General features: G+C 72.8%; 16 protein-coding genes. 10 read left to right on the top strand and 6 right to left on the bottom strand.

Features of this window, described 5'->3' with window-relative positions:
• Positions 1-3: 3 nt before the first annotated feature.
• From OG562_RS16980 to hutU, 3 genes are all read right to left on the bottom strand, one after another.
• Positions 4-1,353 carry a formimidoylglutamate deiminase gene (locus OG562_RS16980; RefSeq protein WP_266398447.1) on the bottom strand — a complete coding sequence of 450 codons (1,350 nt, stop codon included), beginning with the start codon at positions 1,351-1,353 and terminating at the stop codon, positions 4-6.
• Positions 1,350-2,552 carry an allantoate amidohydrolase gene (locus tag OG562_RS16985; protein WP_266409317.1) on the bottom strand — a complete coding sequence of 401 codons (1,203 nt, stop codon included), beginning with the start codon at positions 2,550-2,552 and terminating at the stop codon, positions 1,350-1,352. Before OG562_RS16985 ends, OG562_RS16980 begins: the two co-directional genes overlap by 4 nt.
• A 98-nt stretch (positions 2,553-2,650) precedes the next feature.
• Positions 2,651-4,315, bottom strand: coding sequence for a urocanate hydratase (gene hutU / locus OG562_RS16990; RefSeq protein WP_266398449.1), 1,665 nt, complete (start codon positions 4,313-4,315; stop codon positions 2,651-2,653).
• A 578-nt stretch (positions 4,316-4,893) separates the two neighbouring features.
• Between hutU and OG562_RS16995 the strand changes: the two genes are divergently transcribed.
• From OG562_RS16995 to OG562_RS17010, 4 genes are all read left to right on the top strand, one after another.
• Entirely contained in the window at positions 4,894-5,289 is a 396-nt protein-coding gene (locus OG562_RS16995; protein WP_266398450.1) for a hypothetical protein, read from the top strand.
• Positions 5,286-6,251, top strand: a complete 966-nt coding sequence (locus OG562_RS17000; protein ID WP_266398452.1) for a transcriptional regulator — start codon at positions 5,286-5,288, stop codon at positions 6,249-6,251. The genes OG562_RS16995 and OG562_RS17000 overlap by 4 nt, the downstream gene beginning before the upstream one ends.
• A gap of 205 nt (positions 6,252-6,456) precedes the next feature.
• Positions 6,457-6,996 carry a roadblock/LC7 domain-containing protein gene (locus OG562_RS17005; RefSeq protein WP_266409320.1) on the top strand — a complete coding sequence of 180 codons (540 nt, stop codon included), beginning with the start codon at positions 6,457-6,459 and terminating at the stop codon, positions 6,994-6,996.
• Between the two features lie 18 nt (positions 6,997-7,014).
• Entirely contained in the window at positions 7,015-7,389 is a 375-nt protein-coding gene (locus OG562_RS17010; RefSeq protein ID WP_266398454.1) for a hypothetical protein, read from the top strand.
• Between the two features lie 16 nt (positions 7,390-7,405).
• Here the strand turns inward: OG562_RS17010 and OG562_RS17015 are convergent, their stop codons facing one another.
• The 3 genes from OG562_RS17015 to OG562_RS17025 form a co-directional block, all read right to left on the bottom strand.
• Entirely contained in the window at positions 7,406-7,990 is a 585-nt protein-coding gene (locus OG562_RS17015; RefSeq protein ID WP_266398456.1) for a hypothetical protein, read from the bottom strand.
• An 81-nt stretch (positions 7,991-8,071) separates the two neighbouring features.
• Positions 8,072-8,920 (bottom strand): MurR/RpiR family transcriptional regulator, encoded by an 849-nt coding sequence (locus OG562_RS17020; RefSeq protein ID WP_323187655.1) that lies wholly within the window; start codon positions 8,918-8,920, stop codon positions 8,072-8,074.
• A gap of 104 nt (positions 8,921-9,024) precedes the next feature.
• Entirely contained in the window at positions 9,025-10,668 is a 1,644-nt protein-coding gene (locus OG562_RS17025) for an aromatic amino acid ammonia-lyase (RefSeq protein ID WP_266398461.1), read from the bottom strand.
• A gap of 142 nt (positions 10,669-10,810) precedes the next feature.
• On the opposite strand from OG562_RS17025, the gene OG562_RS17030 reads away from it, so the two are divergent.
• The 6 genes from OG562_RS17030 to OG562_RS17055 all read left to right on the top strand — a co-directional run bounded on the left by OG562_RS17030 (position 10,811) and on the right by OG562_RS17055 (position 15,676).
• Positions 10,811-11,863, top strand: coding sequence for an ABC transporter ATP-binding protein (locus OG562_RS17030; protein ID WP_266398464.1), 1,053 nt, complete (start codon positions 10,811-10,813; stop codon positions 11,861-11,863).
• Positions 11,860-12,501 carry an ABC transporter permease gene (locus tag OG562_RS17035; RefSeq protein ID WP_266398466.1) on the top strand — a complete coding sequence of 214 codons (642 nt, stop codon included), beginning with the start codon at positions 11,860-11,862 and terminating at the stop codon, positions 12,499-12,501. The genes OG562_RS17030 and OG562_RS17035 overlap by 4 nt, the downstream gene beginning before the upstream one ends.
• Positions 12,501-13,169 carry an ABC transporter permease gene (locus OG562_RS17040; RefSeq protein WP_266398467.1) on the top strand — a complete coding sequence of 223 codons (669 nt, stop codon included), beginning with the start codon at positions 12,501-12,503 and terminating at the stop codon, positions 13,167-13,169. Before OG562_RS17035 ends, OG562_RS17040 begins: the two co-directional genes overlap by 1 nt.
• 32 nt (positions 13,170-13,201) lie before the next feature.
• Entirely contained in the window at positions 13,202-14,134 is a 933-nt protein-coding gene (locus OG562_RS17045; RefSeq protein ID WP_266398469.1) for an ABC transporter substrate-binding protein, read from the top strand.
• 154 nt (positions 14,135-14,288) lie between these two features.
• The gene (locus tag OG562_RS17050; RefSeq protein ID WP_266398471.1) at positions 14,289-15,047 is read left to right on the top strand and encodes a carbonic anhydrase; all 759 of its coding nucleotides are present in this window, start codon (positions 14,289-14,291) and stop codon (positions 15,045-15,047) included.
• A 197-nt stretch (positions 15,048-15,244) separates the two neighbouring features.
• Positions 15,245-15,676: a hypothetical protein gene (locus tag OG562_RS17055; protein ID WP_266409322.1), complete on the top strand. Its 432-nt coding sequence runs from the start codon at positions 15,245-15,247 to the stop codon at positions 15,674-15,676.
• The last annotated feature ends 395 nt before the right edge of the window (positions 15,677-16,071 follow it).

The following is a 16,071-nucleotide window of genomic DNA, read 5'->3' on the forward strand; positions in this document are numbered from 1 at the left end:
TCGTCAGGCTCGCAGGGCTTCGACAGCCTGCGCGAGGGCTCGGGGCACGTCCGGTACGAGCGTGTGCGCTCCGTCGCGTACGACGTGCCGGCCGCCGACGACCGTATGCCGCACGTCGGCCGCGGTCGCCGCGAATACGGCCGTCTCGGCGCCGAGGCGCGGTCGCGGTCCCGCTGTTCTGACCGAGTCGAGGGCGATCGTCGTGAAGTCGGCGGGCGCGCCCGGCTCGAGGACGCCCGCGCCGTCCCAGCCGAGGGCGGTGTGACCGTCGGCGGAGGCGGCGCGCAGCAGGGCCGCTGCCGTCCAGTGGCCGCGGGTGCGGGTGCGCAGGCGCTCGTTCAGCTCCATCGCGCGGGCCTCTTCGAGCAGGTCGATGACGGCGTGACTGTCGGAGCCGAGGGAGAGCGGGGAGCCCGCGGCCTGGAGGGCGACGGCCGGGCCGATGCCGTCGGCCAGGTCCCGTTCGGTCGTCGGGCACATGCAGGTGCCGGTGCCGGAGCGGCCGAGGAGGGCGATGTCCTCGTCGGTGAGGTGGGTGTTGTGGACGCCGGTGGTGCGCGGGCCGAGGACGCCGTGGTCGGCGAGGAGCTGCGTCGGCGTGCGGCCGTGGGCCTCGCGGCAGGCGTCGTTCTCGGCGGTCTGCTCGGACAGGTGGACGTGCAGCGGCGCCCGCCGCTCCTGCGCCCAGCTCGCCACGGTTCCCAACTGGTCTGCGGGCACGGCCCGTACGGAGTGGATCGCCGCTCCGATCCTCGCGTGATCCCGTTCCTTGAGAAGTGAACAGCGTGTGGCCCAGGCGTCCGCGTCGCCGTCGGAGAAGCGGCGCTGGTGGGCGTTGGGGGGCTGTCCGAAGCCGGAGGAGAGGTAGACGGTGTCGAGGAGGGTGATGCGGACGCCGGCTTCGGCGGCGGCCTCGATCAGGGCCTCGCCCATGGCGTTGGGGTCGGCGTAGGGGGTGCCGTCATGGGCGTGGTGCACGTAGTGGAACTCGCCGACGGCCGTGATGCCGGCCAGCGCCATCTCGGCGTACACGGCGCGCGCGAGGGCGTGGTAGGTCTCCGGGGTCAGCCGGTCGGCGACGGAGTACATGACCTCGCGCCAGGTCCAGAAGGTGCCGGAGCCGACCTGGACGGTGCCGCGCAGGGCGCGGTGGAAGGCGTGGCTGTGGGCGTTCGCCAGGCCGGGGAGGGTGAGGCCGCGCAGGATCTCGGCGCCGGGGGGCGGGGCGTCGGCCCCGGTACGGACGGCGGTGATGCTGCCGCCCGTCACCTCCAGGGCGACGCCCGGCTCGACGTTGGTGTCGAGCCAGGCGTGCTCCAGCCAGTACGTCCGTGTCCGCTGCGTGGAGGTCACCTGCAGGCCAGTCCTTCCAGTACGTCGGCGAGGGCGTGCACTCCGGCCACGCAGTCGTCCTCCGCCGCGAACTCGGCCGGGGAGTGCGAGACGCCCGTGGGGTTGCGCACGAACAGCATGGCGGTCGGGATGCGGTCGGAGAGGATTCCGGCGTCGTGTCCGGCGCCGGTGCCCAGGACGGGGACCTTCAGGTCCGCGCCGCTGCCGAGGATGCGGGCGAGTTCGTCGCGCAGGGCGTGGTCGAACTCGACGACGGGGGTGAAGGACTCGCGGACGATGTCGAGGTCGACGCCGTGCGCCTCGGCGTACTCGCGGGCCGCCTTCTCGATGCCGGTGACCACCGTGTCCAGGGTGTCCTGGTCGGCGGCGCGGGAGTCGAGCCAGCCGCGCACCAGGGAGGGGATGGCGTTGACTCCGTTGGGCTCGACGGAGATCTTGCCGAAGGTGGCCACGGCTCCGGCGAGTTGTGCCTCGCGGCGGGCGGCGAGGACGGTCTCGGCGTAGGACAGCATCGGGTCGCGCCGGTCCAGGAGGCGGGTGGTGCCGGCGTGGTTGGCCTCGCCCCGGAAGTCGAACCGCCAGCGTCCGTGCGGCCAGATCGCGCTGGCGACGCCCACCCGGTCGCCGGACAGGTCCAGCGCACGGCCCTGTTCGACATGGAGTTCGACGAAGGCGCCGATGCGGGCGAGCCGCTCCGGGTCGGGGCCGATGGCGTCGGGGTCGTGACCGGCGGCCGCCATGGCCTGCGGGAGGGTGATCCCGTCGCCGTCGGTGAGCTGGTGGGCCTGCTCGACGGTGAGCTGCCCGGCGGTGAGCCGGGAGCCGACGCAGGCGAGCCCGAAGCGGGCGCCCTCCTCGTCGCCGAAGTTGACCAGGGCGAGGGGCCTGGCGAACTCGGCCCCGCGGGCGCGGAGTTCGTCGAGGGCGGCGAAGGAGGACACGACGCCCAGGGGCCCGTCGAAGGCCCCGCCGTCGGGCACGGAGTCGAGATGCGATCCGGTGACGACGGCGTCCCCGGCGGCCGGGTCCCCCAGCCACGCCCACTGGTTGCCGTTGCGGTCCAGCTCGTACGTCAGTCCGCGCGCCTCGGCCTGGTCCCTGAACCAGGCCCGGCAGTCGGCGTCGGCCGCGGTCCAGGCGTAGCGGCGGTAGCCGCCGGAGTCGGCGTGGCGGCCGATGGGGCGCAGGTCGCGCCACATCTCGTGGAAGGAGCGGGAGGTACCGCCGGTCGGTACGGGCGCCGAGCCGGTGGGTCGTACGGGAGCCGAAGAGCTGCCGTGTTCGCCGTCGAGCATGGTCACGCGTCGTCACCCTCGCGCATGGGGACGCGGACACCGCGCTCGTCGGCGACGGACTCCGCGATGTCGTAGCCGGCGTCGACGTGGCGGATGACGCCCATGCCTGGGTCGTTGGTCAGCACGCGGCGCAGCTTCTCGCCGGCGAGTGCGGTGCCGTCGGCGACGGAGACCTGGCCGGCGTGGATGGAGCGCCCCATGCCGACGCCGCCGCCGTGGTGGATGGAGACCCAGGACGCGCCGGAGGCCACGTTGACCATGGCGTTGAGCAGCGGCCAGTCGGCGATCGCGTCGGAGCCGTCGAGCATGGCTTCGGTCTCGCGGTACGGGGAGGCGACGGAGCCCGAGTCGAGGTGGTCGCGGCCGATGGCGAGCGGGGCGGCCAGCTCACCACTGGCGACCATGTCGTTGAACCGCTCGCCGGCCTTGTCCCGCTCGCCGTAGCCGAGCCAGCAGATACGGGCGGGCAGGCCCTGGAAGTGGACGCGCTCGCCGGCCATCTTGATCCAGCGGTGCAGGGACTCGTTCTCCGGGAAGAGCTCCAGGATCGCCTTGTCGGTCTTGTGGATGTCGGAGGCCTCACCGGACAGGGCGGCCCAGCGGAAGGGCCCCTTGCCCTCGCTGAACAGCGGCCGGATGTAGGCGGGCACGAAGCCGGGGAAGGCGAACGCCCGCCCGTATCCGGCGAGTTGGGCCTCGCCCCGGATCGAGTTGCCGTAGTCGAAGACCTCGGCGCCGGCGTCCATGAAGCCGACCATCGCCTCGACGTGCCTGGCCATGGACTCACGGGCGCGGGTGGTGAAGCCCGCCGGGTCCTTGGCGGCCGCGTCTGCCATGTCGTCGAAGTCGACGCCGACGGGGAGGTAGGCGAGGGGGTCGTGGGCCGAGGTCTGGTCGGTCACGATGTCGATGGGGGCGCCTTCGGCGAGCATGCGCGGGAGCAGCTCGGCGGCGTTGCCCAGCAGGCCGATGGAGAGCGGGCGGCGGGCGTCGCGGGCCTCGACGGCGAGCTGGAGGGCGTGCTCCAGGGAGTCGGCCTTCACGTCGAGGTAGCGGTGCTCGATACGGCGCTCGATGGCGCGCGGGTCGACGTCGATGCAGATCGCGACGCCGTCGTTCATCGTCACGGCGAGGGGCTGGGCGCCGCCCATGCCGCCGAGGCCGGCGGTGAGGGTGATCGTGCCGGCGAGGGTGCCGTTGAACTTCTTGGCGGCGACGGCGGCGAAGGTCTCGTAGGTGCCCTGGAGGATGCCCTGGGTGCCGATGTAGATCCAGGAGCCGGCGGTCATCTGGCCGTACATGGTGAGGCCGAGGGCCTCCAGACGGCGGAACTCCTCCCAGTTGGCCCAGTCGCCGACGAGGTTGGAGTTGGCGATGAGGACGCGCGGGGCCCACTCGTGGGTCTGCATCACGCCGACCGGGCGGCCGGACTGGACCAGCATCGTCTCGTCCTGCTTGAGAGTGCGCAGCGTGCGGACCATGGCGTCGAAGGAGCGCCAGTCGCGGGCGGCCTTGCCGGTGCCGCCGTAGACGACGAGCTTGTCGGGGTGCTCGGCGACCTCGGGGTCCAGGTTGTTCTGCAGCATCCGCAGGGCGGCTTCCTGCTGCCATCCCAGGGCGCTCAGTTCCGTACCGCGGGGCGCTCGTACGGGGCGGGGTCCTGACATGGTCTGCCTCCTTGCGGGTGGGTGATCCCGGCGGTCGGTGGGGAGATCCCGACGGTTGTTGCTGTTGTTATTCACATCCTGACTCGCTGAATAGATCTAGTCAATACATCAGCGGGACGGCGTGAGGGGAGTCCGGGGCGCGGGGAGGCGGGACGGGGGCCTGTCGAGGGGCGGGGCGGGGACGGTCGGGAGGCGGGATGGAGCCGGCCGGAAGGCGGGACGGGGCCGGTCGGAAGGCGGGATGGAGCCGGTCGAGGGGCGGGGCGGGGACCGGGAGGGAAGGCGGGAAAGGCGGGCCGAAGGGGCGGGAGGGATCCCCCGAGGGGTCGAGCGAAAGGGGCGCACACCTTCGTACTCACCACCCATCCCCAGCTCGCGCGCCCTTGACGCGCGCCGGTGGGTCGGGTGTTGAAAGGGGGCCGAGGGGGACTGAAGCGGCCGGAATCGGGGTCAGCCGAGACACCCTAGCCACTCAGCGCATGTTCCGCTGGAAAATGCCAGAAGACTCACCCCTCGCGCATACGTTGCGTAGCCTCCTCATCACTCAGCCGAACCGCAGGCGGGAGGGGAGAGCCACGGTGCCCGGAATCGACGAGTGCCTACTGGAGGCCATGCGGCTGCCCGGGGCACGGGGAGCCGCGTTGGTCGACTGGACCAGCGGGCTGGCGCTGGGCGCGGTCGGGGAGTTCCCGGGCGGGGACCACGAGGCCGCGGCCGCCGAGGCCGCGGAGGTCGCGCGGCTCACCGCCGAGCAGCGGGCGTTCACGCCGGACGACGACACGGAGGAGGCCGCCGACCCCCCGGTCGAGGACCTGATCATCAGCAACCGGGACAGCTACCACGTCCTGCGCTTCGTGCCGACGTCCTTCGACAGCAGTGTGTTCCTGCACGTGTGGCTGGCCCGGTCGGACGGCAATCTCGCGCTGGCCCGGATCCGGCTGGGCGAGATGGCCGGACGGCTGGTGCTGGGATGACCATGGTGGAGACGACCCCGCCGGGCACGACCCCGCCGCCCCGGCTGCCGGTGCGGGAGAAGACGGCGACCCAGGGCCTCCCGGGCAGCGGGCTGTCGCCGATGCTGACCCGGCTCGCCGCCGAGCGGGCCACCGGCGTCCTGGAGCGCGAGCGAGGCTCGCTCTATCTCGCCGACGGGCGGGTGGTGCACGCCGAGAGTCCCCTCGCCCCCGGCCTCGACGTACTGCTGCTGACGCACGGCACGCTCGACGCGGACTCCTGGCGGCAGGCGGTGGACCGGGCCGACGAGGAGCACGGCGCCGCCCGGATGCTGCTCGACGCCGACCGGATCCCGCGCGGGGCGCTGGAGCTGTGCCATCTGGGAGCGCTGTACGACGCCGCGTACTTCGCGCTCACCCCCAGCAGCACACCCGGCCGCTTCCGGTACGGCGCCGGACACTGGCTCGGCGCGCTCAAACCGGTCCCGGTCGACGCCCTGGAGCGGGAGACGGTGCGCCGGCGCGAGCTGCTGCACCGGCTGTGGCCGGATCCGCTGACCGACGGCGCGCCGTTGCGGCGGGCCGAGGCCGTCGCCGCGCCGGCGCCGACCGCCCGGCAGAGCGCGGTACTGGCCCTGGTGGACGGCGTGCGCACCGCCTCCGACATCGCCCGGGAGCTGGGCCGGCTGGCCTTCCACACCCTGGTGGACGTCCGCCGGCTGGCCGCCGCGGGCCTGCTGACCGCCCTCTTCCCGCCGCCCCCGGCCCATGGGCCCGTGCCGCATGTGCCCCTGCCCCACCTGCCGCCGCCCCTCATACCGCCGTCCCAGCCGCCGTCCCAGCCGCCGTCCCCCCTGTCGCCCACGGCGTCACCCACGGCGTCACCCACCGCCGACCACCCGCCGGGCGTCTCCCTGCCCCGCGTCAACGACCCCGACATCACGCTGCTGAAGAGGCTCAGGGATGCGCTGGAGGCCCTTTGACCGGCAGCGACCGCGCACCGAGAACGCCGTACCGGCCGAGCGCGCCGCCCTCACCACAGGCGCCGCCCTCACCCCGGACGCAGAAGACCCCGCACGCGGCGCAGACCCCGCACGCGCCGCAGACACGACACACGCCGAAGACACGACGCGCACCGGAAGCGCCGCACGCGCCGAGAGGTCCGAGAACGCCGAGAGGAGAGAGCTGATGGCGGCCGAGCCGGAGTTGCTCGACGAGCTGCGGCGGCTGCGGGCCCGCGTGCCCCAGCTGACCGGCGCGCTGGCGGCCGGCGTGGACGGCCTCGTCCTCGCCCACGACACGCCCGGCGTGGAACCGGAGGTCCTCGCCGCGCTCACCGCCGCGGCCCTCGGCGTCGCGGTGCGGATGGCGGACACGACCGGCCGGGGCGACCTGCGCGAGCTGCTGGTGCGCGGCGCGTACGGCTACGTGGCGACCTACGCGGCCGGCGACAGCGCCGTACTGACGCTGCTCGCGCAGGACCGGGTCAACGTCGGCCGGCTGCACCTGGAGGGCCGCCGGTCCGGCGCCCGCATCGGGGAGCTCGTCGACGCGCTGGAGGCGAAGGCCCGCGAAGCGAGAGCGCGGGAGCCGAAGCCCGCCGTCCCCGCCCCGCCGAAGACACCTGCCAAGGCGCCCCTGCGGACGCCCGCCAAGACCCCCACCGTACGGACCAGATCGGCGCGCGGCTCAGCGACCACCAACGCGCGCACCACCACGGAAAGTTAGGAACCGAGGAGCAACGTCATGGCCAACACCGAAACCACACTGAAAGAGTGTCTCGCCTCGATCGAGGGCGCGACCGGAGTCGCGCTCGTCGACTACACCAGCGGCATGGCGCTGGGCACGCTGGGCGGCAGCAAGGGCTTCGACCTCAACGTCGCCGCCGCCGGCAACACCGACGTGGTGCGCGCCAAGATGCGCACCATGGAGCATCTCGGACTGAAGGCGCAGATCGAGGACATCCTGATCACCCTCTCCGACCAGTACCACCTGCTCCGGCTGATCAGCGGCCGCGGCGGCAACGGACTGTTCCTCTACCTCGTCCTGGACGCCAAGCGGGCCAATCTGGCGATGGCCCGCCACCAGCTGAAGAAGATCGAGGAGGACCTGGAGGTCTAGAAACCCTCAGGACCGGTCAGACCAGAGCCGCGGTGCGGCGGCGGGCCCCGCCCGGGGCCGCGTCGCCCGCGGCGACGCCGGTGCTGCGGTACGCCTTGACGGCCTTGCCCGCCGGGCGGCCGCCGCGCCGGTCCAGCCAGTCGACGCGCACCCACAGCAGCGCGTCCCCGTCCCGCTCGCGCCGGCCGAGCCAGGCGGCCTTCAGCCGCAGCCCGGCGCCGCAGCCGGCGAGCAGCAGGCCCGCAGTCGCGGGCACGGCGAAGGAGCTGCCCAGCGCCGCAGCGAAGGCGAGCAGCAGCCACCAGCGGTGGCCCCGGCGCCAGGCGCGGACGGTCACCGCCCGGTCCTGGAGCACGTCGTGCTTGCTCGCGCGGGCGGTGCTCGCGGCGAGCCCCGTATAGCGCCTGCGGCCGCGCAACGCCACGACGGCGAGGGCCACGACGAACAGTGCGGCCCCCGCCATGACTCCGATCCGACGGCCCGTGACGCCGGGCGGCAGTACGCCGACCCCCGCCGCGAACACTCCGCACCACCACAACGGCGCGGCCCCGGCCCGTACGACGACGGCCACCCGGGCCAGCCCCTGACCTCCGCGTGCCACCTTCCGCCTCCTCCTGGATCAGGCAAGTCTCATTGACCGGTCACGCTAACGAGTGAACGTGAGACCAGTCTGAGAGCGCGCCTACTCCACGAACAGCCCCCGTGCCGCCGCGCGCGCGTCGAACTCCTCCAGGCGGGCCTGCGCGTCGGGCAGGTCGTCGCACATCGCCTCCAGCAGGACGCGGCCCAGCAGCATCGGCGCGCACGCGGTGTCGAAGGCGAGGCCCGTGCCGACGGCGGCCGGCAGCAGCAGGTCGGAGACCTTGGCGACCGGCGCGAACGCCGAGTCCGCGACCGTCACCACGCTCAGCCCGGCCTCCTTCGCATAGGCCAGCGTGTCCACGACCTCGCGCGGATGCCGGGGCAGCGCGAAGCACAGCAGCGTCGAGGCGCCGGCCCGTACGGCGGCGTCGATCCGGTCGTGGATCATCGTGCCGCCCTCGTTCAGCAGCCGGACGTCCGGATGGACCTTGGCGGCGAAGTACGCGAAGCCGTACGCCTGGGAGGCGGCGGCGCGCAGGCCGAGCACCGCCAGCGGCCGCGAGGCCGCCAGCAGCCGGCCCGCCCTCTGCACCGGCCGCGGGTCGGCAAGCAGCTCCGCGAGGTGCCGCAGGTTCTCGATCTCGGCCTCGACGGCCTGCTGGTACTCGTTGTACGACGCCGAGCCCGCCGTCTGTTCGGTGGGCGCGACCTCGCGCAGGTGCTTGCGCAGGGCGGGGTAGCCGTCGAAGCCGAGGGCTACCGCGAAGCGGGTCACGGACGGCTGGCTGACCCCGGCGAGTTCGGCCAGCTCAACGCTGGAGAGGAACGGCACGTCGGCGGCGCGCCGCACCATGCTGTGCGCGATGCGCCGCTGGGTCGGCGTCAGCCGGTGCCCCTCGAACAACGCCTGCAGCCGAGCGGCGGGACTGTCCGGCACGCCGGCCTCCACACCGGCATCCGCACCACTCCCGCCAGTCGTGCCCGCGCCGGGCCCGCCCGCACCGGACACACCCGCGCCCAGCTCCGTCTCCGCGCTCGTCCCCATCTCCGCGCTCATGCCCCGCTCCCCCTCCAGATGTCCGTGAACCGGTCCAGCAGTCGGGCCGCCGCCGTCACGTCGTCCGTGAGCGGCCGGTCGGCCTGTTCCGCGTCGAGCACCGCCTCGGCCAGCTCCAGCGCCCGGGCCGCCGGCAGCCCCGGCTCGGGCCGCAGCTCGCGCTGGCGCAGCGCCCGTACGGCGGCGACGAGTTCGCAGCCGACGACGAGACGGTACGCGGCGCAGACCCGCAGCGTCTGCCGGGCGGCGAGCGAGGCGAAACTGGCCTGTTCCTCGACGCCCCGGGAGAGTACAGCGTGGCCGAGGGACGCGGGCGCGGAGAAGGCCCGCAGATCACCGAGGGCGGCGCCGGCGGCGTACTCCAGGATCATCACGCCGGAGGAGGCGGGCTCGGCGTCGGCGAGGAAGGGGCGCAGCCGGGTGTAGGCGGGCTCGTTGAGGGTGGAGAGCCGGGACGTCGAGAGGCGGGCGACCTGGGTGAGGGACAGCCTGAAGTGGTCCAGGGCGAGGGCGAGTTGGGCCTGGTAGAAGCCGCCGTGGTGGTAGGCGGCCATGTCCTGCGGGGAGATGAGGGGGTTCTCGGCGGCGGCGTTGATCTCGATGGCGACCACCTCCTCCAGGGCGTCGGCGGCGTCGTGCGCCGGGCCGTGGATCTGGGGCAGGCAACGGAAGCCGTAGGGGTCCTGGACGCGGCCCAGCGGTGGTGTCGGCCGGTCGGCGGCGCCGATCAGCTCCCGCATCCGGCGGGCCACCTCGGTGGAGCCGCGGTGCGGGCGGGCGGTGTGCACGGGAGCGGCGTACGCCTCGTGCGAGCCGTCCACGGCGAGCAGGGACAGTGCGGCGACGACCTGGGTGGCCTCCAGCAGCCCCCGCAGTTCGTGCAGGGCGAGCGCGGACTGCCCGAGGGTGAGGGCGTTGCTGCTGATGAGCGCGAGGGCGTCGTTGTTGTCGAGCTGCTGAGGCGCGGGCGCCCCGCCGACGCCCGCCCCGCCGGAGACCCCGACCCCCGCACCACCGGAGACCCCCGCCCCGCCGGAGACCCCGACCCCCGCACCACCGGAGACCCCCGCCCCGCCGGAGGCCGCCCCACCGGATCCGTCCGCCGCCCGCCAGGGATGCTCCCCCACCAGCGCCAGTCCCAGTTGGGCCAGTGCCGCGAGGTCGCCGGTGCCTACCGAGCCGAACTCGTTGACGACCGGGTGGGCGCCGCTCTCCAGGGCCTCGCACAGGGCCGTGACGACGGTCGGGCGCAGGCCGGCGCCGGCGGCGAGGAGTTGGTTGGCGCGGACGGCGAGCATGGCGCGGACCTGCCGGGCGGGCAGTTCCTCGCCGATCGCGCCGGCGTGGCTGCGCAGCAGGCGCAGGCCGTGCTCGGCGGCCGCCTCGGTGGGCACGTCCTCGTTCCGGTTGGCGCCGACGCCGGTGGAGCGGCCGTAGACGCGCCCGGTGACGGCGATCTGCCGGGCGGCGTCCCAGGCGTCCGTCATGCGGCGCATCGCGTCGCTGCCGGGGACCGGCCGCGCGGTCCCGTCGGCGAGGCGTACGACGTCCGCGACGCCGAGGGCGACTCCGTCGAGGACGACCAGGCCGCTGTGCACGGCGTCCGAGGCATAAGGCGCGTCCACGATCTGAGACGACATAAGGCCCCAAACTCCCCTCAATCCAGACACTCGATCTCGCCTGTCGGCCATCCGTTACCTCGGATTAACACCGAACCGTTGACAAGCTATTCAGATACCAAGAACTCTGCATGACGTTATACAGCCGGGCAAGGGACATCTCATGATCCAGTTCGACGCGGTGCACAAGCGCTTCCCCAACGGCACGACAGCAGTCCACGACCTCACCCTCGACATGCCGGAAGGCGGCGTGACCGTCCTGGTCGGTTCCTCCGGTTGCGGCAAGACGACCACCCTGCGGATGATCAACCGGATGGTCGAGCCGACCTCCGGCACCATCCGGGTCGGCGGCAAGGACGTCACCCGCCAGGACGCGGCCGAACTGCGCCGCTCCATCGGCTACGTCATCCAGCAGGCCGGCCTCTTCCCGCACCGCACGGTGCTGGACAACGTCGCCACCGTGCCGTTGCTGCTGGGGCACGGCCGCCGCAGGGCACGGGCCCGCGCGGCCGAGCTGCTGGAGACCGTCGGGCTCTCCGCCGACGCCGGCCGCCGCTACCCGCACCAGCTCTCCGGCGGCCAACAGCAGCGCGTCGGCGTGGCCCGCGCGCTCGCCGCCGACCCGCCGGTGCTCCTCATGGACGAGCCCTTCGGCGCGGTCGACCCCGTCGTGCGCACCCAGCTCCAGGACGAACTCCTGCGGCTGCAGAAGGAGTTGAACAAGACCATCGTCTTCGTCACACACGACGTCGACGAGGCCGTCCGGCTCGGCGACCGCATCGCGATCTTCCGCACCGGCGGCCACCTCGTGCAGTGCGCCGCCCCCGCCGAACTGCTCGCCCGCCCGGCCGACGACTTCGTCGCCGACTTCCTCGGCGCCGAGCGCGGTCTGAAGCTGCTGTCGCTGTCGACCCTCGCGGACGTCCCGCAGGGCCCCACCCCCGAGGGCGGCGCCTGGACCCTCGTCCTCGACGCGGCCCGCAAGCCGCTGCACTGGAAGTCCGCGGACGGCGAACTCCCCGTACGGCCGCTGAAGGACGGCGACTCCCTGCTGGCCGCGCTCGACGAGTCCGTCGCCTCCCCCACCGGTCTGATCGCCCGCGTCGACGCCGACGGCGTGCTCACCGGCGTCACGTCCCGCGACGACGTCCACACCCACGCGGGGAACGCTCACGCGCAGGCCAGGGCCCACACGAAGGCAGGTGCGGCCGCATGACCATCGACTGGTCCTGGATATCGAGCCACACCGACGACCTCACCAGCCTGACGATCTCCCATCTCCAGGCCGCCCTGAGCGCCGTCTTCTTCGGCCTGCTGATCTCGCTGCCGCTGGCCGTGCTCGCGCACCGGGTCCGCCCCCTGCGCGGCTTCCTGCTCGGTCTGTCGAACGTCCTGTTCACGATCCCGTCGATCGCGATCTTCGTGCTGCTCCTGCCGATCAGCGGTCTGACCCGCACCACGACCGTCATCGGCCTGACCGTCTACACCCTGGTCGTGCTGCTGCGGAACACGGTCGAGGGCCTCGACTCGGTCCCCGCGAAGACCAAGGAGGCGGCCAAGGCGATGGGCACGCGCCCCCTGCGCACGCTCCTCACCGTCGAGTTCCCGCTCGCGCTCCCCGTGATCATGGCGGGCGTCCGCATCGCGACGGTCATGTCGATCTCGCTCGTCTCGGTCGCCACCTACATCGGCGACGGCGGCCTCGGCCAGCTCTTCACCGACGGCTTCCAGCGCGACTTCCCCACCCCTGTGATCGCGGGAGTGGTCCTCACGATCCTCCTCGCCGTCGTCGCGGACGCGGCCCTGGTCGGTGTCCAGTACGTCCTCACCCCGTGGAAGAGGCGGCGCGCCTGATGTACGAACTCTTCAAGAACCTCGGCTCCTGGCTGACCAGCGGTTCCCAGTGGTCCGGCGCGGACGGCATCGCGCACCGTCTCGCCGAGCACCTCCAGTACTCGCTGCTGGCCACCCTCATCGCGGCCGTCATCGGCCTCCCCGTCGGCCTGCTGATCGGCCACACCGGCAAGGGCGCGTTCCTCGCCATCAACCTGGCGTCCTTCGGCCGGGCCCTGCCGACGGTCGGCCTGGTGGTGCTCGTCTTCCTGGCCAGCGGCCTGTCCATGTGGCCGGTCTACGTCGCGCTGGTCGCCCTCGCCGTCCCGTCGATCGTGACCAACACCTACGCGGGCATGACGGCCGTCGACCCGGACGTGAAGGACGCGGCGCGCGGCCAGGGCATGCGCGGCCACCAGGTCCTCTTCCAGGTCGAGCTGCCTCTCGCCCTCCCCCTGATCATGACGGGCCTGCGGCTCGCCCTGATCCAGGTCGTCGCCACCGCCACGATCGCCGCGTACGTCTCCTTCGGCGGCCTGGGCCGCTATGTCTTCGACGGCCTGGCCCAGCGCGACCTGGTACAGGTGCTCGGCGGCGCGGTCCTGGTCGCCGCGGTCGCCATCGTCCTGGACACGGCGCTCGCCGGCCTCCAGCGCCTCCTCTTCCGCCACCGCGCCACCACCGCCTGAACCGCGTAGGGAACTCCGACATGAACCGACGCATGAACCGACGCACGGTCCTCGGCGGCCTGTTCGCGGCCGCCGCCGTCCCCGCCCTGACCGCCTGCGCCGGCGGCATCACCTCCCTCGACAGCGAGGGCACGACCGCCTCCGGCGGCGGCTCCAGCAAGGACGGCGTCACCATAGGCACCGCCAACTTCACCGAGAACCAGGTGCTGGGCTACCTCTACGCCGCCGCCCTCGAAGCGGCCGGCGTGAAGGTCAAGGTCCGCCCCAACCTCGGCACCCGCGAGATCGTGTTCCCCGCCCTCAAGAGCGGCGACATCGACCTCCTGCCGGAGTACCAGGGCGCGCTCCTCACCTACCTCAACCCCAAGGCCTCGGCGACGGAGGAGGGCGAGATGCAGAACGACCTCACCATCGCCCTGCCCGCCGGCCTCCAGGTCCTGCCGTACGGCGGGGCCGAGGACGCGGACGCCTTCGCGGTCACCCAGGAGACGGCGAAGAAGTACGGCCTGACCTCCCTCGCCGACCTCAAGAAGCTGAACGGCAAGCTGGTCATCGGCGCCGCCCCCGAGGTCAAGACGCGCCGCGTCGGCGTGGTCGGCCTCAAGGACGTGTACGGCGTGGAGTTCAAGGAGTTCAAGTCGCTCGACTCCTCCGGTCCGCTGGTCAAGGCCGCGCTGAAGAAGGGCGACGTGGACGTGGCGAACCTCTTCACCACCGACACCGACATCCTGGACAACGGCTGGGTGGTCCTCACCGACCCCGAGAACCTGATCCCGGGCCAGCACATCGTGCCGCTCATCGCCGACCGCAAGGCCGACTCCACCGTCCGCAAGGCCCTCGCGAAGCTCGGCAACGTCCTGACCACCGAGCAGCTCACCGAGCTCAACCGCCAGGTGGACAAGGACAAGAAGGACCCGGAGGACGTGGCGAACGCGTACGCCGAGCAGCACGGGCTGACGAAGTGAACGGACCGGGCGAAGCAGACGGATCAAGGGGCGGTATCTCAAGGGCGATGATCTGACAACGAATCAACCAAGTGTCGCTAAACAGCCACACAGCGTGACTCTTCGGGTGCTTACGGTGAACGGGCTTTACCAGCCCACCTCCTGAGGAAGCGTCATGGCCTCCCACCGCAGGGCCTTTCTGACCGCCGTCGCCACCGTCGGCGCGCTGGCCACCGCCCCCGCGCTCGCCACCGCCGAAGCCGAAGCCGAAACAGAAACCGAAACCGAAACAGACGCAGACGCAGACGCAGACGCAGACGCAGAAGCAGAAGCAGAAGCAGACGTCGACGCCCGACCCCGTCCGCCGGTCACCGCCCGCGCCGCGCTCGACGAGCTGCTCGCCGGCAACCGCCGCTACGCCGTCGGCCACGCCCGCCATCCCCACGAGGGGGGCGGGCGCCGCCGTCTGCTGGCCGAGACGCAGCACCCCTACGCCGTGGTCGTCGGCTGCGTCGACTCCCGCGTCCCGCCCGAGCTGGTCTTCGACCAGGGCCTCGGCGACCTGCTGTGCATAAGGACGGCCGGCCAGGTGCTGGACGAGGCGGTGCTCGGATCCATCCAGTACGGCGTCGAGGAACTGCACATCCCCCTGGTGCTGGTGCTGGGCCACGAGCGCTGCGGGGCGGTCGCCGCGACCCTCGACCATCTGCGCACCGGCGCCCCCGTCCCCGGTCACCTCGAACTCCTCGTGGACGAGATCGCCCCGGCCGCCCGCCGCACCCGCGCGGTCCCCGGCGACTGGGCCGAGCACACCATGCGGGCCCATACCGCCTGGGTCCGGGACGCCATCAGCACCGACCCGGCCTTCACGTCGGCCCAGGTGACGGCGGCCCGCTTCGACCTCGACACCGGCCTGGTCACCCTCCTCCCCTGAACCGCGCCTCCCCCTCACGAGCGCGGCCGGGGCATCGAGGTCCGGATCAGCGGGGTGGACCGCGCCCACCGCCCGATCCTGGAGTCGCAGGGCGTCCTCCTCGCGGCGAACCCGACCCCCGACCGGGGGGCTATCCCCAGTGCGGCCGGCGTCCGCGCTCCCTAACGTGGACGTCCATGACGGGATGGGAGACCACCATGGACGCGCGGGACGCCGACCTGAAGAAGGAGCTCGACGCCACCCTGCAGACGCGCAGGGAACTGGGCGAGGAGTACGAGTCCGCACTGGTGGACTCGTTCCTGGAGAAGGTCGATCAGCGCATCGACGGCGCGGTCGAGCGCCGGGTGCGCCGGCAGTTCGCGGAACAGCAGATGGCGTCGGCCCGGGACGCCCGCTCACCGCGGGCCACGGACTCCTGGGCCGAACGTTTCGGCTTCGGCATCGTCTCGCTGGTGCTGGCGATCCCGCTGTCCGGGATCGGCGCGGGCACCGCGCATCTGCCCGGACTGATCGTCACCTGGGCGGGCATCGTCGGCGTCAACGCGGTCCAGGCCGCCCGCAGCAACCCGGGCCTGTTCGGCGGCCGACGACGCGAGAAGTCCGCCCAGAGCAGCGACTGGGAGGACTGAGCGCAGGGAAGACGCCGGCAGAGAGAAGCCGGACGGGGAGAAGACTATGCGCGGGGACCGCCGCACCCCCGTTACCGGGGGGCGGGACGACGGCGGTCCCCGCGAAGGACGCGGGCCGGGTCAGGCCGGGCTTGCGCGTCCATGGCGTCTGTGGAGGTCCGGGAGCCGCTCCGGAGGTCCGTGACGCCGTTCGGTTGCCGGTGGGGCGGGGAGCCGCTCCCGCCCTTCCGACACCCACAAATATGCCGGACGCGTGTTAAGCGTGTGCTGCGTGGACGTGACGCGCTCGTACCACTTCCGCGAAGTCCACTGTTTCGGTAGACAAACGGAACTTCGCCGCCAGGACGGGCCGTTCACCGGAGGTTTCCCGGAGGTTCCGCCCCCGGGCCCCGGAA

The sequence above is a fragment of the Streptomyces sp. NBC_01275 genome (assembly GCF_026340655.1).
GTDB lineage: Bacteria > Actinomycetota > Actinomycetes > Streptomycetales > Streptomycetaceae > Streptomyces.